This is a genomic window from Paenibacillus sp. MAHUQ-63, assembly GCF_028765165.1.
In the GTDB taxonomy this organism is placed as follows: Bacteria; Bacillota; Bacilli; order Paenibacillales; family NBRC-103111; genus Paenibacillus_E.
Map to the genome: position 1 here is coordinate 1,332,492 of NZ_JARADB010000003.1, position 17,421 is coordinate 1,349,912.

12 protein-coding genes and 1 pseudogene are annotated in these 17,421 nt (G+C 47.5%); all 13 read right to left on the reverse strand.

Annotation, left to right across the window (positions count from 1 at the left end; genetic code table 11):
- Positions 1 to 698: 698 nt before the first annotated feature.
- Positions 699 to 1,127, reverse strand: a pseudogene (locus PUT07_RS21740) (sigma-70 family RNA polymerase sigma factor); the annotation flags it as partial.
- 24 nt (positions 1,128 to 1,151) lie between these two features.
- Positions 1,152 to 2,129, reverse strand: coding sequence for a formylglycine-generating enzyme family protein (locus PUT07_RS21745; protein WP_379240238.1), 978 nt, complete (start codon positions 2,127 to 2,129; stop codon positions 1,152 to 1,154).
- 82 nt (positions 2,130 to 2,211) lie between these two features.
- Positions 2,212 to 2,391: a chromate transporter gene (locus tag PUT07_RS21750; RefSeq protein WP_274470542.1), complete on the reverse strand. Its 180-nt coding sequence runs from the start codon at positions 2,389 to 2,391 to the stop codon at positions 2,212 to 2,214.
- A 70-nt stretch (positions 2,392 to 2,461) separates the two neighbouring features.
- Positions 2,462 to 3,790, reverse strand: a complete 1,329-nt coding sequence (locus PUT07_RS21755) for a sulfatase family protein (protein WP_274470543.1) — start codon at positions 3,788 to 3,790, stop codon at positions 2,462 to 2,464.
- Positions 3,791 to 3,795: 5 nt separating this feature from the next.
- On the reverse strand, positions 3,796 to 5,436 hold the full coding sequence (locus PUT07_RS21760; RefSeq protein ID WP_274470544.1) for a sulfatase-like hydrolase/transferase: 1,641 nt from the start codon (positions 5,434 to 5,436) through the stop codon (positions 3,796 to 3,798).
- Between the two features lie 13 nt (positions 5,437 to 5,449).
- Positions 5,450 to 6,997, reverse strand: coding sequence for a sulfatase family protein (locus tag PUT07_RS21765; RefSeq protein WP_274470545.1), 1,548 nt, complete (start codon positions 6,995 to 6,997; stop codon positions 5,450 to 5,452).
- 38 nt (positions 6,998 to 7,035) lie between these two features.
- Positions 7,036 to 7,890 carry a carbohydrate ABC transporter permease gene (locus tag PUT07_RS21770; RefSeq protein WP_274470547.1) on the reverse strand — a complete coding sequence of 285 codons (855 nt, stop codon included), beginning with the start codon at positions 7,888 to 7,890 and terminating at the stop codon, positions 7,036 to 7,038.
- 1 nt (position 7,891) lies between these two features.
- Positions 7,892 to 8,848 carry an ABC transporter permease gene (locus PUT07_RS21775; RefSeq protein ID WP_274470548.1) on the reverse strand — a complete coding sequence of 319 codons (957 nt, stop codon included), beginning with the start codon at positions 8,846 to 8,848 and terminating at the stop codon, positions 7,892 to 7,894.
- 22 nt (positions 8,849 to 8,870) lie between these two features.
- Positions 8,871 to 10,385: an extracellular solute-binding protein gene (locus PUT07_RS21780; RefSeq protein WP_274470549.1), complete on the reverse strand. Its 1,515-nt coding sequence runs from the start codon at positions 10,383 to 10,385 to the stop codon at positions 8,871 to 8,873.
- A gap of 111 nt (positions 10,386 to 10,496) precedes the next feature.
- Positions 10,497 to 11,954 carry a sulfatase family protein gene (locus PUT07_RS21785; RefSeq protein ID WP_274470550.1) on the reverse strand — a complete coding sequence of 486 codons (1,458 nt, stop codon included), beginning with the start codon at positions 11,952 to 11,954 and terminating at the stop codon, positions 10,497 to 10,499.
- Between the two features lie 158 nt (positions 11,955 to 12,112).
- The gene (locus PUT07_RS21790; RefSeq protein ID WP_274470551.1) at positions 12,113 to 14,308 is read right to left on the reverse strand and encodes a glycoside hydrolase family 3 C-terminal domain-containing protein; all 2,196 of its coding nucleotides are present in this window, start codon (positions 14,306 to 14,308) and stop codon (positions 12,113 to 12,115) included.
- Between the two features lie 149 nt (positions 14,309 to 14,457).
- A complete protein-coding gene (locus PUT07_RS21795) occupies positions 14,458 to 16,257 on the reverse strand; it encodes a cache domain-containing sensor histidine kinase (RefSeq protein WP_274470552.1) in 1,800 nt (599 codons plus the stop codon).
- A complete protein-coding gene (locus tag PUT07_RS21800) occupies positions 16,254 to 17,270 on the reverse strand; it encodes a response regulator transcription factor (RefSeq protein WP_274470553.1) in 1,017 nt (338 codons plus the stop codon). Before PUT07_RS21800 ends, PUT07_RS21795 begins: the two co-directional genes overlap by 4 nt.
- Between the last annotated feature and the right edge of the window lie 151 nt (positions 17,271 to 17,421).

Sequence of the window (17,421 nt, forward strand, 5' to 3'; positions counted from 1 at the left end):
GTCCCTAATTCAACAGCATCTACTGTCTGTTAGAGGCTCCTTAATGTTTATCAGTCCTCTTTTAAGAACTGAATTTATTGTAACCATTACAAAAAAAAAGGTATGTAAAGTAAATTACATACTTGTTTACAATGATACCCGGATCATATGGAGTATTTTGAGCACAGTCCCTGTCAAGGAAGTAGCTGTAAAATTCAGTTTGAATTAGAATTTCAAATTATCCAACAATGACAAGATTAACTAGCACCAAAACTAAAAGCAGACCCAGCGATATCTCGTTAGGTCTTTGTTTATGACGGAACATGTCTTATACCGTATTTGTGGAATCTGATACTTCCGGGCCATCGATAACATCGATCATACCAATAGCCTGAATGCTGATAGCACCCATTTTTCCTAGCTTTTTGACGTAGGAACCATTATCAGTTTTGTTACTTTGTTATATTACACCACGCTTCCTTCCAAAATTACACTCAAATCCATGTAGTTTGGCAAACCAAAAACCGGAACCCCATCGGAGTCCCGGCCCTCACTACCCTACCTCGCTCAACTACCCATCCCGAAAATACACAACCCGCTTCGCCTGCTGCGCAATCGCCAGGTCGTGCGTAATCAACACAATCGTCCTGCCCTGATCATTCAATCCATAGTCCCCACGATCCGCAACATCCAAGCACCCCAAAATGTTCATCAGCGTCCAGCTCCTTCGCAATTTCCCGCTGCGTCCGTTCTTCCCCTCCGAGCTCCAATCCGAACCGCCCGACAGCAACTTCCTTCTCGCGGTCATCCAATATATCCAAATTCCGATAAATCTTACTTTTCTCTATCTTGAGCTGAACCTTATCCACGACATCGTCCGCTTCCGTACCGAGGATGTCGATGAGCGTAATTTCATTCCCCTCTTTGTCCGTTCCGATGGGATCATGCAAGGATACGCCCTTGCGCGTTTTCTTCAGCGAGCGCAGATGCATCAAGATCTCGTTCTCGATACAGCGCGCCGCAAAAGTCGCCAGCTTCGTCCCCTTGTTCGGTGAAAACGACTCGATCGCTTTGATTAGACCGATCGTGCCGATCGAGATCAGATTCTCGAGATCTTCACCTGTATTATCGAATTTTTTGAGGTTGTGGACACGAAACGATGTAGATTCTCCTTAATCTACTTGGACAAAGTCAGCCGCACAGCGAAAACCCATGTTTCCCGTTGAACTGTCCGGGGTATTCTTGCTTCGGGCAGCTAAACGGTAACGGTTGCAATATGATTTATGGCATAGATACGAGCCGCCGCGCATTACACGGCTTGACCCGCTGGATGGACCGACAGGGTTTACCCGCGGACCGTTCACATGAAAATTCGGACTAAACCAATCCGAGCACCATTCCCAAACGTTACCCGAAATTTGATATAAACCATACCCATTCGGCTCGAATGTCTTTACCGGCGCCGTTCCGATAAAACCGTCGCTTGCGTTGTTCTTGACAGGGAACTTCCCTTGCCAGATATTGCACATATGATTGCCCTCCGGCTTTAGTACATCTCCCCAAGGATATCTTTTTTGAACCAAGCCCCCGCGGGCCGCAAACTCCCATTCCGCTTCTGTTAGGAGCCGTTTCCCTGCCCATTGGCAATATGCCATCGCATCGTTCCAAGACACATGAATAACCGGATGATCCGGTCTGTCTTCGATTGTTGATCCAGGACCTTCCGGACTGTTCCAGCAGGCGCCTTCAACAGCAAGCCACCAAGGTGTTTGTACGGTAGAGCCCAGTATCTTGACTCCGTGCGCAGAAACAAACAGATGAAACACGAATGACCATCCAAACTTCTCCGCATCTGTCACATAACTGGTAGCATCAACAAAGCTCTTGAACTCCAGGTTTGTTACCGTACATGGATCGATATAAAACGGATCGACAGTAACGGAACGAACGGGTCCTTCTCCATCCGAAGGAAAGCCATCCTTGTCATCTGTGCCCATAAGAAACTCTCCGCCAGACAAATAAATCATATTATTCTTGTCAGCTTGCATCGAGCCAAACAACTTTGGTTTTTTTAGCTCCATGGAGGTGTTCATCAAAGCGTTATTTCTGGAGACAGAGCAGCAAGATGGTTTTGTTATTGTATCGGTCATAAAATGGTCTCTCCTTATAGTATAATCACAGCCATTGGGTGCATTCTATATTTCATTACACCTACTATTACACCTCCGATGATCATGAGGCCAACGAAAGTTTTCCAAGTATAGCCTCCCAACTCCTCACCTGAAAAACCGAAATCGACGGCAGCTGTATTACCGGAATCATGGCATAGCCGCCGCCAAATGTGGTTGGTCCGATTTTCAGAAAAGTCCCAAAAATTTCCCAAGGTCGATTCATTAAAGCCCTGGCCATCATGACCATCCTCCTTTCAACTAAATGACTTAAAAAGGTCAACCAGATTGCTCTGAGTGACCTTAGTGCTTCCCTACCTTTTGGCTACTTTCCCCCAGTTACTCTCCGGATCATCAATAGCTTGCCGAGTGAATCCGCCTGTAGCATCCCACCACGTTTGAACGGCCTGGCGCAACCCTTTTCTCACTTCCTCATTCGTCGGTTGTCCAGCAATGTTGATAATTTCATCGGGGTCAGTTTGAAGGTCGTACATTTCTTCCAAATTATCTTCAAGGTAATAGACATACTTCCACTGCTTCGTCTGCACACCTATCATCGGATGGCGTCCCCAATAGGCTTTATAATGTTCGAAAAAGACGCGTTCCTCTGCCGGAGGCTCCTCACGGTCCAGAATGGGAAGCAGCGTTCCTCCTTCGCACTCTTCGGGAACTGGGATCCCGGCTGCGTCCAGAAGTGTCCCCGTTACTGCCGCAGTAGAAATGAGGTCCGGAATGACTTTTCGTTTCGGTGTTACCCCTGGCAAATAGAGCAGCAGCGGTACATTATATAGCTCTTTATAAGGAATAACGCCTTTCAGACGCAATCGATGCGCACCCTGCATGTCTCCATGATCACTTGTAAATAGAATGACCGTATTCTCCAACATGCCCTTCGACTCGAGCTTATCCATCAAACGTCCCAGATTGATATCCATAAGGACTAGCATCGCCCGATACCGCTGGGCATCCCGCCTCACAAGCGCCTCCGTCAGTTCAGACTCCCCTTCGGATGCCCGTTCTCTTTGGAACGGCGGTTTGGTAGATAAATCGTCCTCATAAAAGCTGCGTGGAATTGGCATATCTTCAAGCGGAAATTGTCCTGCATAACGCTCGAGCAACTCGAACGGCTGATCAACAGGGGAATTCGGATGCGGCATATACCAGTTCAGCTTCATGAAGAAAGGCTTCGCGCCGTCGTAATCGTCCAAATAATTTAGGGCTTGTGTGGTAGTTATCGCATCCTTGTGACTGTGAAACCGCGGGTCTTCGTTCGCTCCCGCCAAATCCAGCCCGTCCGTGCGATAATCTGTAATTTGGAACTCGTGCGCACCAGGCGACAGGCCCAAATGCCACTTTCCAAAATATACCGTTTCATATCCCGCCCGATTGAATTCCTTAGCGATCCCCCATTCTTTAGGATCAAGCACATGCCCAATCTGATAAACGCCTACCTGATGGGGATACTTACCGGTCATCCAGGTCGAACGTGACGGGGAACACTGTGCGGATGTGCTGATGGCCGCAGTGAATCTGACGGATCTTTCGACCAGGTTGTCAAGATTGGGGGTTGAGTAGCTGGCATCCACACAGCCCATGGCATTGACTTGCTGCTGATCGGTTGAAATCATAATGACATTTCTCATAGGCTCTAACTCCTTCTCTCGATTACATACGATGCAGCCGCTTCCTCGCTGTCCTTATAACCAAGCCGAACCGCCTTGGCGCGGATCAAAGTTCTGCCATTTGTTAATGTAATAGGTCCTGTATATAGCCTCCATCGTGGCGCAGACCCTTCTTCCGTCGTATAAGCAATGGAAGCTCCTTGAGTAGCGGAATGCAGCAGAATGGCCGTAGGTTCATCATATTCAAAGTGAGCGGCTGGTTCGATGCCCGGATTTCCCGAATTGATCGCTATGAAGATGGGAGCAGCGGTTTGGGGCTGAACGCCGTTCGGCCACATCTGTCTAACCATCTGTTCTTCCGGCACATCTCCCCAGACATCATACTTATCCCGCCATGCATCCATTTCGGTTCGCAGCCGTTCCAGCTCCTCACGATAGTTGGGATCATCAGCCAGATTGCGAAGCTCGTAAGGATCGCTTTCACAGTCGTACAATTCCTCGACTGGACGGTGGGTCTGCATCATGATTCGTTCGTCTCCCTCAAGCTGACCTGCAAGCTCCAGTCTCCATAATTCTTGAAACATAGCATGTTGATGGCTAAACTTAATCCATTGGAGGTAGGGATTCAGCGGACAGTAGTTGCGGATATATTTAAAACGTTTATCTCGTACAGCTCGAACCATATCATACGATTCATCGTATCGGTCACGGGTGGCAAAGATGTACTCTCGAGGCTTCATCCGTTCTCCCAGGAACGGCTGACCTTGAAGATGATAAGGAAGTGGCGTGCCCGTTATGGACAACATCGTGGGACCAAGATCAATCAGACTAACCATCTGATCGCTGATTTCTCCAGCTTTTACAACACCTGGCCAACGAACGATTAGCGGTACATGGATGCCCGCATCATAAGGCCATCGCTTGGCTCTGGGCAACCCCTCACCATGGTCGCTCCACAGGATGACAACCGTGTTATCCGCTAGCCCATCTTCCTCCAGCTGCCGCAGAAGATTACCCACTGCACAATCCGCCTCTTCAATCAAATCATAGTGCTTCGCAAGTGCTTCACGCGATTTAGGCGTATTCGGTATATACGGAGGAACGGTAACCTTGTCCGGATCGGTTACAGGCGTCAAATCTTCAGTCAACCCGTAATACTTACGTATCTGGTCGCCCCACATGGCACTTTCGTGTGTCAGAATATGATTAAATACGGCGAAGAACGGCTGTCCAGGCTCACGGTGGCGCCAGTGTGCCTCCATACCGTCTACGTCCCATGCCGTAAGAGGAGAGGCAAATTGATAATCAGTTTTGAAATTATTAGTGCAGTAATAACCCTCAGCCCGTAAATACTCCGTAAATGTCTTGACATTGGCGGGAGGAACCGCGAAGTAAGGCGTAGGCAGCTCCGGCGTATATTTATTTGTGTGCTCTGTCCGCATATGATGTGTACCGATCGCCGTCGGATACATACCGGTAATCACTGCCGAACGGCTAGGGGAACATACCCCTGCCGTTGCAAAGGCGTTGCGGTAAAGGGTCCCCTCCGCCGCAAGCTTATCTATATTCGGTGTCCGCGCCAGCTCGTCGCCGTAGCAGCCGAATCTAGGGCTTGTATCCTCAAGCGAAATCCATAAAATATTAGGTCTGCCCACTGACGGATTCATATGAGACACCTCCCTATTTCCCCGCCATTCTGGCGCCAATCTTCGCTTGAAGCTGACCCAGGAAGGCGTTCGGCTCCTGCACAAACTCTTCCGGATGCCTGCGAACCAGTTCAGGAACGAGATGACCCCTACCCGTCTCTTCCAATCGCTTGATGTATCCTTTTAAGTAGCCTTTCGCGTGGAAGGGCCCGCCCTCCTGCATAACCGTCCACAGCGGATCGACGGCGTCACTGTTTCGGCGCATCATATCGTCATGCCACTGATTGAGATAATAAACCGCTTCCATACAAACGCTGCGATTATCGGCAGCGACATTATGCTGCTCTTTCGGATCTTCAGCAAGATTATAGAGCATCTCCTCATCAAAGAGATGGAAACCGTCATGATAGGAACGGATATAGATCCAATCTCCGAACCGCACGCTGCGCTGAACCACATGCGCGCACTGTGAGACAACCAGAAACTCGCGTCCGCAATCGGAGCCGTCTTGTAATGCAGGGGCGTAGCTTCTGCCGTTCCATTCTGGGAATGCGGGCTGACCAAGCATATCAGCAAAGGTCGGCAGTAAATCCAGGTGATAGTGAAGACCTTCGTCCACGTGCCCCTGCTTCATTCCTGGCCATCGGATAATCATCGGAATACGGCAGGTGCCTTGATCGGCCGTGGCATGCTCGCCATAGATGCCCAATTGTCCCATATTCTCGCCGTGATCGGCCGAAATGAGGATGATCAAGTCTTCCATAACGCCCTGCTCCTCCAAAGCTGCGAATAGGCGTCCCAGGTGCTGATCCATATAACGGATTCCGCAATCGTAGCCATCAATCATTTCTCTCATGTCATCCATATTTTGAATCTCGCCGGGGTGGCGAGGGAATGCAGCAGGCCGCTGGTTATCATAGGTCTTATTCTGGTAATCGATATTCAACTCATTCGCACAGTGGGAACCGACCATTTGCTTATGCCGCTCCAGCACGTCGTCCGTCAACCACGCCGGAAGCGGCTCGTTCTCAAACGGATTGCCGAAATCCATCGGCGCACGATAAGGCGTATGCGGGTCCCAATAATTGATGTATAAGAACCAATTATCCTTATTCGCATTGCGCTCGATCCAATCCAGCGCAACCGGCGTGACATGCTCAGCAGACTCGTTGCCATATCGGCCCGTATTCAAAATCTCATTGAAACCGGCGTAGAAATGGAAAGTTGAATGTCTTTGGGCAAACGGGCTGATCAGCACGGTGTTCATATCTCCCGCTAACCCGAGGTAGGTCGGGAGCGAGCCTCCGCGCGAAAGCTTGCCCATCAGCTCGCGCTCCTTGCCCTCAAGCTTCATATCCCCAGCCGTTCCGCCATGACCGACCAAGCCGTTAATAATACCGAACTTTCCGCTCATGAGCGCCGTCCTTGAGGGAGCACAAGGCGCGTCGGATGTATAATAGTTCGTAAAACGGACGCCCTCCGCAGCGATTTTGTCAATATTAGGTGACGTATTGCGATGATACCCGTAGCAACCTAGGTGATCCGGGCTTGTTGAGTCCAAATCTAGAAACAATATTCGCATATGACCCATCCTTTCGGTTTCCAATTGCAATAGAGTTCTTAGCCTTTTACAGAGCCGACCATCATGCCTTTATTAAAATATTTTTGTAAAAACGGATAGCAAATTAACAGAGGTAATGCTGTTGCAATAACGGCGGCCATTTTAACGGGAGGTCCATATTCGAATCCGCCCACGTTTGTCAACATGCCGCTGTCGGAATCGAGCAGGAACTGCCTCAGGAACGTTTGGATCGGCCACTTATTCGCATCGTTTAAATACAATACGGCTTGAAAATAATCGTTCCAGCGGGCAACACCGTACATAAGGCCGATCGTCACCAGCGAGGGCATCGACAAAGGAAGAATAATCTTATAGAGCAGCCTCCACTCTCCGCATCCGTCAATTCGAGCCGCTTCTTCCAGTTCCACCGGAATGTTCGAGAAAAAGCTTCGCATGAGAATCAATAGAAAAGGAAAAATAGCTCCTGTCAGGAAGATCGCCCAATAGCTGTCGATCAAGTGCAGTTGACGCACAACCAGATAGGTGGGAATTAATCCGCCGTTAAAAATCATTGTAACGAGCACAAGCATATTCATTGTTTTACGTCCCCACAGCCAGCCTTTGGACAAGCCATATGCCATTAGTATCGTAAACACCAGGCTGATCGCCGTTCCGCAAATGGTGATGACGAAAGTATTCTGATAAGAACGCATGAAATTATCGTTTAACAGCAGGTATCCGTAGGAGTTTAACGTCCAGTCATGCGGGAAAATAAAAAATCCGCGTGTTAAAAACTCAGTCTTCGAGGAAAAGGAGCTAAATAAAATATAGGCAAACGGAAAAGCGATAAAGAGAAATATGACAATCATCAAGAGATAGATAACGCTGTCAAACAATTGGTTAGACTTTTTCATTTTAATAGACTCCCTCCTCTCCGAATTTCTTCGCCAAACGATTGAACGTCATGACAAGCACAAGTCCGACGACTGATTTAAACAAGCCTACCGCTGTCGAATAGCTGAATTCCCCCTGCTGTACCCCGTTGCGGTAGACAAAGGTGTCAAAGACATCGGAAACCGCTATATTCAGAGGATTTTGCAGCAACAAAATTTGCTCGAAGCCTACGTCCATGACGTGCCCAATCCGCAAAATAAATAGGACGACTGCAATATTCCTGAGACTAGGCAGCGTGATATGCCACATTTGCCGCCAGCGTCCTGCGCCGTCCACGTGCGCCGCTTCGTATAGGCCGGGGTCTACAGAGGCTAGCGCAGCAAGGAACAAGATACTGTTCCAACCCATTTCCTTCCAAACGTTTTGTGACAAGAATAACGCTCTGAAATACGAAGGATCCGTCAGAAGCTCGAATCGGGCAACGCCGTGCTGCGCCAAGAACATATTGATGCCGCCATCCTGAGTTGCGAACAGGAGCACCGTAATCCCGGCTACAACCACCCATGACACAAAGTGAGGAATATAGATCGTGGTTTGCACAATCTTCTTCACCCATGGCTTTCTGACTTCATTCAGCAGCAGGGCTACGACGATCGGAATTGGAAAAAATAAAAATAAATTAATTGCACTTAACAAAAAGGTATTGCGCATGATCATCCAGAAATCAGCATCCGTAAACAGTTCTTTGAAGTTTGCTAAACCAACCCAAGGGCTGTCGGCAAATCCCGTAATGGGGTCATAGTCCTTAAAAGCCAGGACCAGACCTCCCATGGGGATGTAACGGAATACCAGAAAATAAAGCACTCCTGGAAGAATCATCAGATAGATCGGCCAACTCCGGTTCCCGAATAGCTGCTGCTTGATACCTTGCCTCTGAAGCGCCGTATTGCTCCCTTTTAATGTTCGCTCCATATTCATGTTGGTTGATCAACTCCAGATCTTATTGATGAAGCTGTTTATACTGCTCGTTGTATTCTTTAGTGATTTGATCCCCGCCATTTTTGAGATACTCCGCCGCGGCTTGCTCGACGGCTTCGACCGGAGATTGCCCCATAATAATTTTTATAATCGCTGACATCCACTTCTGCTCCGCCGTTGGGCCGAGCTTGGATTGTGCGTCGGAAACCACCTCCGCGCCAGCATTGGGCCAAGGATATTTCGCATTGTTATCAATCCATGTTTGAAGCTGCGCAACAACCGTTTGATCATCCCATTTATGCATTTGAATCAGCGGGTCGAATTTGCGGAAAAACCAAGTGGACAGCAGCTGCGGACGTTCTTTATCGTAAGCATCCAGTTTCACATATTTCCCGTTGTCCGATTTATAATGAATGCCTTCAATCCCATTCTTAATTAAATCGTAGCCCTCGTCCGATACCATGTAATCCAACAACATCAGAATGCGCTGCTGTTTCTCTTTATCAATAGCATTATTAATTACAATTTTGGCCATCGTCATTGGATTAGTTTGCGATCCTTGCTTGCCGTCAGGACCTTTAGGCGGGATAATTTGGGCGATCTCTGCAGTTGGCTGTGCCTTCTTCAAAGCCGGGAACGAAGTGGTCATCAGTTCGCCAGGCACATATTCCGCGATTCCGATTTTACCGGATGAGAACTTGTCCTTATGATCGGTCGCTTTATTGGTTGCGAAGTCTTTATCCAAGCTGCCGTCTTGATACATTTTGTTCAAATAGGTTACAAATTGCTTAAGCTCCTTGGTCTGTGTCCGGTAATTGACCAATTGTCCGTCTTTCAGAATCCATTCGTTTCCAAGGCCGAAAGCGGCCTGAATCGGCTCCAAACCACTAAACCGATTGTTTACAAAGCCAAACGATAACCCCGTCGTATCCTGTTTGCCGTTGCCATCCGGGTCTTGCGTCGCGAACGCCTTGGCCACTTGGGCAAATTCATCCACCGTCGTTGGCATTTTCAAGCCAAGCTTATCAAGCCAATCTTTGCGAATAACCATGGAATCGCGTGTATCTTGGATATAGTATGGGAAACCGAAGTACTTATCCTTCGGATTATTCAGTTGCAGTGATTCCGGTGTTAGGTTCTTCGCAAGATTCGGAAAGCTGTTCAGGTAAGGCTTGATATCCATAAATACATTTTTGTCACGCCATTTAACAAATTCATTTTGCTGGATCCAGAACACGTCTGGAAAGCTGTTAGAAGCCGCCATCACGTTTTCTTTTTGAGCTACAGCATCAAGGGGAACCCATTGGATTTTCAAGTCGATATTCAGCTTCTCGTTTAGCTTCTGTATGACCGCATTGGTGTCTGACCATCCTCCGCCCGCCGCGCTGTACGCCATTAACTCGATCGATAACTTTTTGCTTATATTGTTACTTGCTGCTGCCGCCTCAGGCTTTGGCGTATCCGATGCCTTTCCGCATCCGACAAGACTTGCGATAAGTACAGATGACAGTGCAATTGTAGTTATTTTTCTCTTCATTTGTTTTCCCCTCTTTCTCATCTGGTGATCAAGATCACACCCTAACTATACGCTAAGGCCTGCTTTCATTTCGTTACTTAATCTTATTGTTTCTTGTCTTATCTTTTTACGCTAGCGACTGCTCCCAATAATCGGTGCCCACTGCAGTTGAGCTGGAGGCGTTCGATCAAGGACATACGCTCTCCTCCTGCGGCACCATTCGGCCGCCTCCGCATAAGCGGGGTTATTAATTACATTATGAACCTCGTTAGGGTCTTCTCGCAGATCATACAATTGCTCCGGGACCTGGTCCGGATCGTCGTATCTCAGATATCGAATATACTTCCACTCCGAGGATTGGATCATGTGCCACTCTCCGAAGCATTCGGAGAAGGCATAGTCTCGTATCTTTTCGCTTTCGCCGGTAAGGATAGGAAGGAGTGAGCAGCATGGTACCCGATCATGGAAGGCTGGCCAATCCTTGCTAAGCGCCTTCTGCGGATCGATGCCTGCAGCATCCAGTATCGTGGCGGTCAGATCAATCAACTCACAAGGAAGATCGTTAATGATCCCGTGCAAATAATCCGGGTGGCGAATCGCAGTGGGCACAACAGCGGATGCACGGTAGGGAGACTGCTTTTGAGCGCGCCCATGATCCCCCATCATTTCGCCATGATCGGCTGTGAACAGGATGACCGTCTCGTCCAAAATGCCCTGTTCTTCAAGCTTGGCCAATATGCGCCCCACCTGCTCATCGATAATCGTAATCATTGCTTTGTAGGAGCGACGAAGCTTGAAGAGACGCTGCTTAGTTTCTTCCGTAAGCGAACCTTCCGGGCCCGGCAGGAAATCGTCTATTTCCTCATAAGCTACCTTGTCCAGATACGATTGAGGAGCATCGTACGGCGGATGCGGACCGACAAATGAACCGAAGAGGAAGAAGGGCTGATCTTTCGGACGATCCTCAATTGCCTTGATAATATGGTCGCCGATGACGATGTCCATGTAGTTCTCCTCGCCGAATGGGAACGGCTCTCCAGTAAAATTCTGCGTCTCGGCCAGATTGGTATTCATGCCGCTGCGGGTATTAAATTCCCGGTATTTCTCAAGCAAGCCCTGACGGTCTAGATGCTCTGCATAATCACAATAATTGCGGCTCACGAGTTGCTTCCCGGAAGCCTCCCAAACTTCGTGGAATCCGAATTGCTTCATGTCCTCTTTGATGCTTGTCAGCGGATGTCCTTGGCCGATCGGGCATCCGAATTTCCATCCCTGCAGCCAGTGAAATTTGCCGATGCCGTAAGTCCGATAACCGTTCTCTTGCAGCGCCCGAGGATACGTCGGATGCTGCAGGGACAAATCGCCCGACATCGCGGTCATTCCGATTTGGTGCGTGTACTTGCCTGTTAAGAGCGCCGCCCGAGCCGGTGTGCAGACCGGATTCACAGAGACGCAATTCGTAAAACCGACGCTTTCCGCTATTCTGTCTATGTTTGGAGTATCCAATTTGCCGTAACCGTGATAGCTCACGTGATCGAGCCGATGCTGGTCCGTCATAAGCAAAACGATATTCTTTTTCCTGTGAGACATGTCCAACCCTCCAGCGGTGTTAAAGTCATTACGAACAACACTATACACTAGGCAAATACGTTTGGATTTAGCGGATTTTTTTATTTCTTAACCAATCTTATTGCTCCCATAGCATAGAGAAGAGGGGTCTGTTCTCGTAACAGCCCCCTCTTAATGGTTTATATTTTCATAAATGCTAAATCAGAGAAACTTTCCGATTCAAATGCGGCAAACAACTGGTCAGCTTTCTCCTGCGAAAATCCCAAGCCTGGAAGAAACATCAGAATCGTGCGTATCGGCATTCCCAGGAATAAAGGATACATGGGACTATCGGATTCTATTCTCATTTCACTCAAAACATGTCTGACCTTATCGGAGTGCCTGTCGTCCTTCAACCACGCTTGCAGCGAATGCTCCATTGTCAATGGTTCACGTACGTCTTCAGCAGCTTGAAAATGAACGAGCTGTGCCAAACGGATGTCGCGCGACGATGCGCCTACTAGAATTTCGAATTCTCCCGATTCAACGGCGAATCTTCCCAAATGGTTGACGAAATGGGAGAAGTCCCGCTCTCTCAGCTCGAGTTCCACCGTTCTTGTCTCCCCGGGCGCCAGCTCCAGCTTGGCAAAGCCCTTCAGCTCTTTATCAGCCTTAGGCACGGATGAAACAAGGTCCCGCACATAGACCTGTACAACCTCTTTGCCTGCACGGCTCCCAGTATTCGTCACGTCGACTCTCACCTTCAGCGTATCTCCGCTTCCCAAACGATTTGCAGACAGTTGTAAGTTCGTATATACAAATTCTGTATAGGAAAGTCCATAACCAAAAGGATATTTAACCTCAAGCTTCTTTGTGTCGTAATAGCGATAACCGACGAATATCCCTTCCGCATAGACGGCCTGCTTCACATTGCCTGGAAAAGAGAGGTACGACGGATTGTGCTCAACAGCCATCGGGAAGGTTTCCGACAACTTGCCCGAGGGGTTAACCTCACCGAAAAGGATGTTAGCAATTGCGGCTCCGCCCGCTTGACCAGGCAGCCATGCCTGCAGCACGGCTTTGCACATCGTGTCATACGCACCGATATCCGTTGCGGACCCGCTGTTTACTACGACGACGACGTTAGCGTTTACTTTTGAAACAGCCTCAATTAATCTCGTATGACCGCTTGGAATATTAAGGTCGGTTCGATCATAACCTTCACTCTCAATCCTTTCTGTAGTCCCTGCGAAAATAATTACAGCCTCCTGTCCCGCGGCAATTCGGCAGGCTTCGTCAATTGACGCCTCGCTATCTGTCTCATCCATGCCCGCTGCATAAGAAGCTTGCGCATACTTGGAAATTTCCTCAAATGGAATATCCAAGCGAGCAGGGTTCATATGCGAGCTTCCGCCCCCTTGGAACCGCGGCTCTTTGGCGAATGGTCCCAGCACCGCTACTCTGGATTGCTTAGAGAGTGGAAGTAGTCCCTCGTCGTTCTTCAGAAGAACAACCGCTTCTTCCGCAACCCTGCGCGCCACTGCATGATGACCATCGACATCGAGGACAGGCACATTTCTCTTCTGTGTATGTACCTTCTCCACAACGTTCAGGATACGTAGAACATGCTCATTTATCTCCTGCTCCGTAATCCTTCCCTGACGATATGCTTCCAATACCTCGGCATCACGTGTGCCCGGGCCGGGCATCTCCAAATCAAGTCCGCCTCGAACGGATGCCGCCTTATCAACGACGGCTCCCCAGTCGGACATAACGAGGCCGTCGAATTTCCATTCTTCCTTCAGGACTCCGTTTAATAACTGGCCGTTATTTGCCATATGCGTGCCGTTCACGCGGTTATAAGCACACATTACTGTCCAAGGAGCGGCATCCTTCACCACCATTTCGAACGGCAGCATGTACACCTCTCTGAGTGCTCGCTCTTCTACTTCTGAACTCACTACCATACGGTTCGATTCCTGTTCGTTCGCAACGAAATGCTTAATCGAGGTGCCGACTCCACCTTGCTGAACACCGATGACGAAAGCTGTTCCCATCTTGCCCGTCAAGTAAGGATCCTCAGAGAAATACTCGAAGTTGCGCCCGCCTAGCGGAGAACGCTTTCCGTTGAGGCCGGGTCCCAACAAAATGCCGACATCGTAATGTTGGCATTCCTCTGCCATAACCGCCCCTGCCTCTTGAATTAACGCCTCGTTCCATGTAGCTGCCATTGCAGCTTCAATCGGAAACGCTGTAGCCGGCTTTGTATGCGATAGCATATCGCCCATATCCGTGCCTGTCGACAGCCGAAGTCCATGGGGACCATCTGTAAGCGTAATGGATGGAAGCTGAAGTCTTTCGATTTCCCTCGTCGTCCAAAAGGATGACCCTGCCAATAAACTAATTTTCTCCTCTATCGTCAGTTGACGAATTAAATCTTCCGTTGGAATAGGAAACGCCCTCCCTCAGTTTTGGGGTATGTCACATCCCCTACTATACAATTCGAGGGAAACTTTATCCTTACTCTATTTTTTTATTTGTTGACCTATCTTTCACTTGCGTTTTCGATGGACAATAAGGGGATCCGTACCGAAGTTACAGTCCCCCGTCCCGGAAACGAATGAATAGCAATGCCATAGCCTGCTCCATACTTCAATCGAATGCGATTATGAACATTGGGTAATCCAAGCGACTCGCGGCCGTGAATCGTGTCGTCAGCCAGACTGACTTGAAATTCCTGATGGTAACTTCTTTGCTTCGCTTCATCAATGCCAGGACCATTATCGGCTATTTCAATAATAAGATCTTGTCCCTCAGCGAACGCTGTTACAATAATCGCGCCGCCTCCGCCACGAGCTTCGACACCATACTTCACCGCATTCTCGACAATGGGCTGCAAGGTCAGCTTCAGAATTCTACAGTTCAGGTATTTCTCATGAATTACCACTTTACTATCGAACCTTCTAGGAAATCGGACATGAATGATGTCTAAATATTTTCTGAGAATGGACAGTTCGTCGCTAAGTGTTACTTCCATATTTGAAAAACTGGCCGCATACCGATATATATCCGCAAGGTTTTGCGAAATGGTCCCGATTAACGGGCTATCCTCAATTGAAGCAATACCGCTGATGATCCCTAATGTATTGTAAAGCAAATGCGGATTAATCTGATTTTGAAGTGCTTGAATGGTCGCCTCCTGTTGGTGAAGCTGTAGTTTCACTTCTTTCACTTCCAGCTCAGCTACCATCTGGATGTTCTCATTCAGTTGATCAACCATTTTATTGAAACTATGACTGAGACTTTGGAATTCATTAATATCGGATATTTGATCTACCCGAATAGACAAGTCACCTCGTGATACGCGCTCCATCGCCGACTTCATTTTTTTGACCGGCTCGATGAATTTACGGAGCACTAATGGAATGATTCCAACCAAGCAGATAATGATGATGATCACTGTGATTATGGAAGAGTTGATAGCTGAATTCAAACCGCTTGCAATTTCTTGATACGGAACGATTGCGACGATATACCAGCCAGTTTGTTCAGACTTTATTACATCCACAAGCGACTTGCGGCCGTTCCACCATTGAACGCTCGAACGTCCCGTATCCCTCAAATCCAGCACAGCCAAATCCGTCTCCTGAAGCGGCTGACCTAGCCAGCTTTCTTGCGGGTAATAAACCACTTCACCTTTGTCAGACAACATAAAGAAGAAACCGTTAGAACCTAAATTGGATTTCATGAAGGTGGATTTAACTTCAGCTAAAGAAAACTCGATGACCAGATTACCGATTAACTTCACATCCTGCGTACTGTACACGGGAATTAACATACTCATCACAGGCTGGCCATTATCCGTACGATAGGTTGGCATCGTTGCCGATTTGCCTGTGGGAGTCTGCTGAAACCAAGGTTCATGCGAATAATCGTTATTTTTGAGCGGATTCAAAGCAAAAACGCGTTTATCCGACGATACAAGGTAAAGGTTAACAATTTCACGGAAATTGAACGAGATATACATTTCTAAGGCTCTATGCAAATCATTAACATCCTGGGAGGTGAGCGGACGTTCCCCCTCCAACCAGTCCTGAGTCAACGAATTCGTGATCATCGTGCCAGTAGATTGAGCCATTTGTTTCAAATAGAATTCAAGATGATAACTGAGTCGTTCTGAAGCTTCACCTGTTATCGTTTTAAAATCATGCTTAACAGCTTTATTGTAGAAATAAAATGAGAAGCTGGCCATCAAAACAACGACAAGAATGGAAAGGCCAAAGAAAAGCGTGAACATTCTTGCCGTGATCGAGGAGTTTTGGATGAACTTTAATCCCCGCCTCATAATCCCAAGCTCCTCTTATATTCGTTTGGAGAGTGTCCGGTTACCGATTTGAACAACCGGTTGAAATATGGCAGAGTGGAAAATCCCACCATATCGGCCACTTCATAAATTTTCAAGTCCGTCTCTAACAACAGTTGCTTCGCTTTATCAATTCGAACTTGATTGACATAATTAACGAACGAATCGTGATACTGCTGTTTAAAAATCACACAAAACCTCGACACACTGAGATCCGCAATCTCTGCGATCTGAGAGAGCGTAATATCGTTCATATAGTTTTTTTGCACATATTCTTGAACCTTTTTGATAATCAGTTGCTTATTGGAATCTGGCGACTTTTCGACATTTCTGAACCAGTTTTCCAATAGACCATAAAAATATTTCAGAACTGACTCTTTATCCTGCACATGAATCGTGAAAACTTCAACTTCCCGCAACTCACTTTTCGAGCGCATTTGGTCTGTCATTTTATCTGAGAGGATGCGGAGCATCCCGGTTTTCTCCGTTGGAAGAGCCGTTTTAATATTTAAAATGGATTTGATTAGTTCGGATAGTTCTCTCCAAGCACTCGCTTGTTCCATGGTATCTAACTTATGTGAAAACTCATGAACCGAGAGAAAATAATCACGGAACCTATGTGTTCGTTCCATGTGGCGTACGGATTGCTCCAGCGCGTCTTTGATTTTGTCCTTGGAGAGGGGCTTTAGTAAATATTCGGATATACCGAATCGTATGGCCTGCTGAGCATAAGAAAAATTATCATAACCACTAATAATAATTGGTGAAATCGAGAGATTATATTCATAGATTCTTTTTAGTAAAGCAAGTCCATCCATTTGAGGCATCATAATATCCGTAATCAAAATATCCGGCCATTGCTCATTGATTAGCTTCCAGGCCTCTTCCCCATCCTGTGCTGCCCCAATTACTTTGAAACCCTGTGTTTTGTCCACAAGTTCAATAACTTGATTCCGTATCCAAAATTCATCTTCAGCAACAAGCACTTGATACATAGAAGCACCCCTCTTAGAAGAAAACAAATCTGAAATCGCTTTCAATTGTTGATACACAGCTAACTTTATTTTGCACAATTATTAGAATTCTAAGTATACCTTGTTTGTTCTAAATACGCATTATCCTGCTTTATTGTTTATTGACTTATTT

Excerpts from the sequence above, each read along its gene's own strand:
- PUT07_RS21745 (WP_379240238.1), bottom strand. The coding sequence starts at position 2,129 with ATGACCGATACAATAACAAAACCATCTTGCTGCTCTGTCTCCAGAAAT.
- PUT07_RS21750 (WP_274470542.1), bottom strand. The coding sequence starts at position 2,391 with ATGATGGCCAGGGCTTTAATGAATCGACCTTGGGAAATTTTTGGGACT.
- PUT07_RS21755 (WP_274470543.1), bottom strand. The coding sequence starts at position 3,790 with ATGAGAAATGTCATTATGATTTCAACCGATCAGCAGCAAGTCAATGCC.
- PUT07_RS21760 (WP_274470544.1), bottom strand. The coding sequence starts at position 5,436 with ATGAATCCGTCAGTGGGCAGACCTAATATTTTATGGATTTCGCTTGAG.
- PUT07_RS21765 (WP_274470545.1), bottom strand. The coding sequence starts at position 6,997 with ATGCGAATATTGTTTCTAGATTTGGACTCAACAAGCCCGGATCACCTA.
- PUT07_RS21770 (WP_274470547.1), bottom strand. The coding sequence starts at position 7,890 with ATGAAAAAGTCTAACCAATTGTTTGACAGCGTTATCTATCTCTTGATG.
- PUT07_RS21775 (WP_274470548.1), bottom strand. The coding sequence starts at position 8,848 with ATGAATATGGAGCGAACATTAAAAGGGAGCAATACGGCGCTTCAGAGG.
- PUT07_RS21780 (WP_274470549.1), bottom strand. The coding sequence starts at position 10,385 with ATGAAGAGAAAAATAACTACAATTGCACTGTCATCTGTACTTATCGCA.
- PUT07_RS21785 (WP_274470550.1), bottom strand. The coding sequence starts at position 11,954 with ATGTCTCACAGGAAAAAGAATATCGTTTTGCTTATGACGGACCAGCAT.
- PUT07_RS21795 (WP_274470552.1), bottom strand. The coding sequence starts at position 16,257 with ATGAGGCGGGGATTAAAGTTCATCCAAAACTCCTCGATCACGGCAAGA.
- PUT07_RS21800 (WP_274470553.1), bottom strand. The coding sequence starts at position 17,270 with ATGTATCAAGTGCTTGTTGCTGAAGATGAATTTTGGATACGGAATCAA.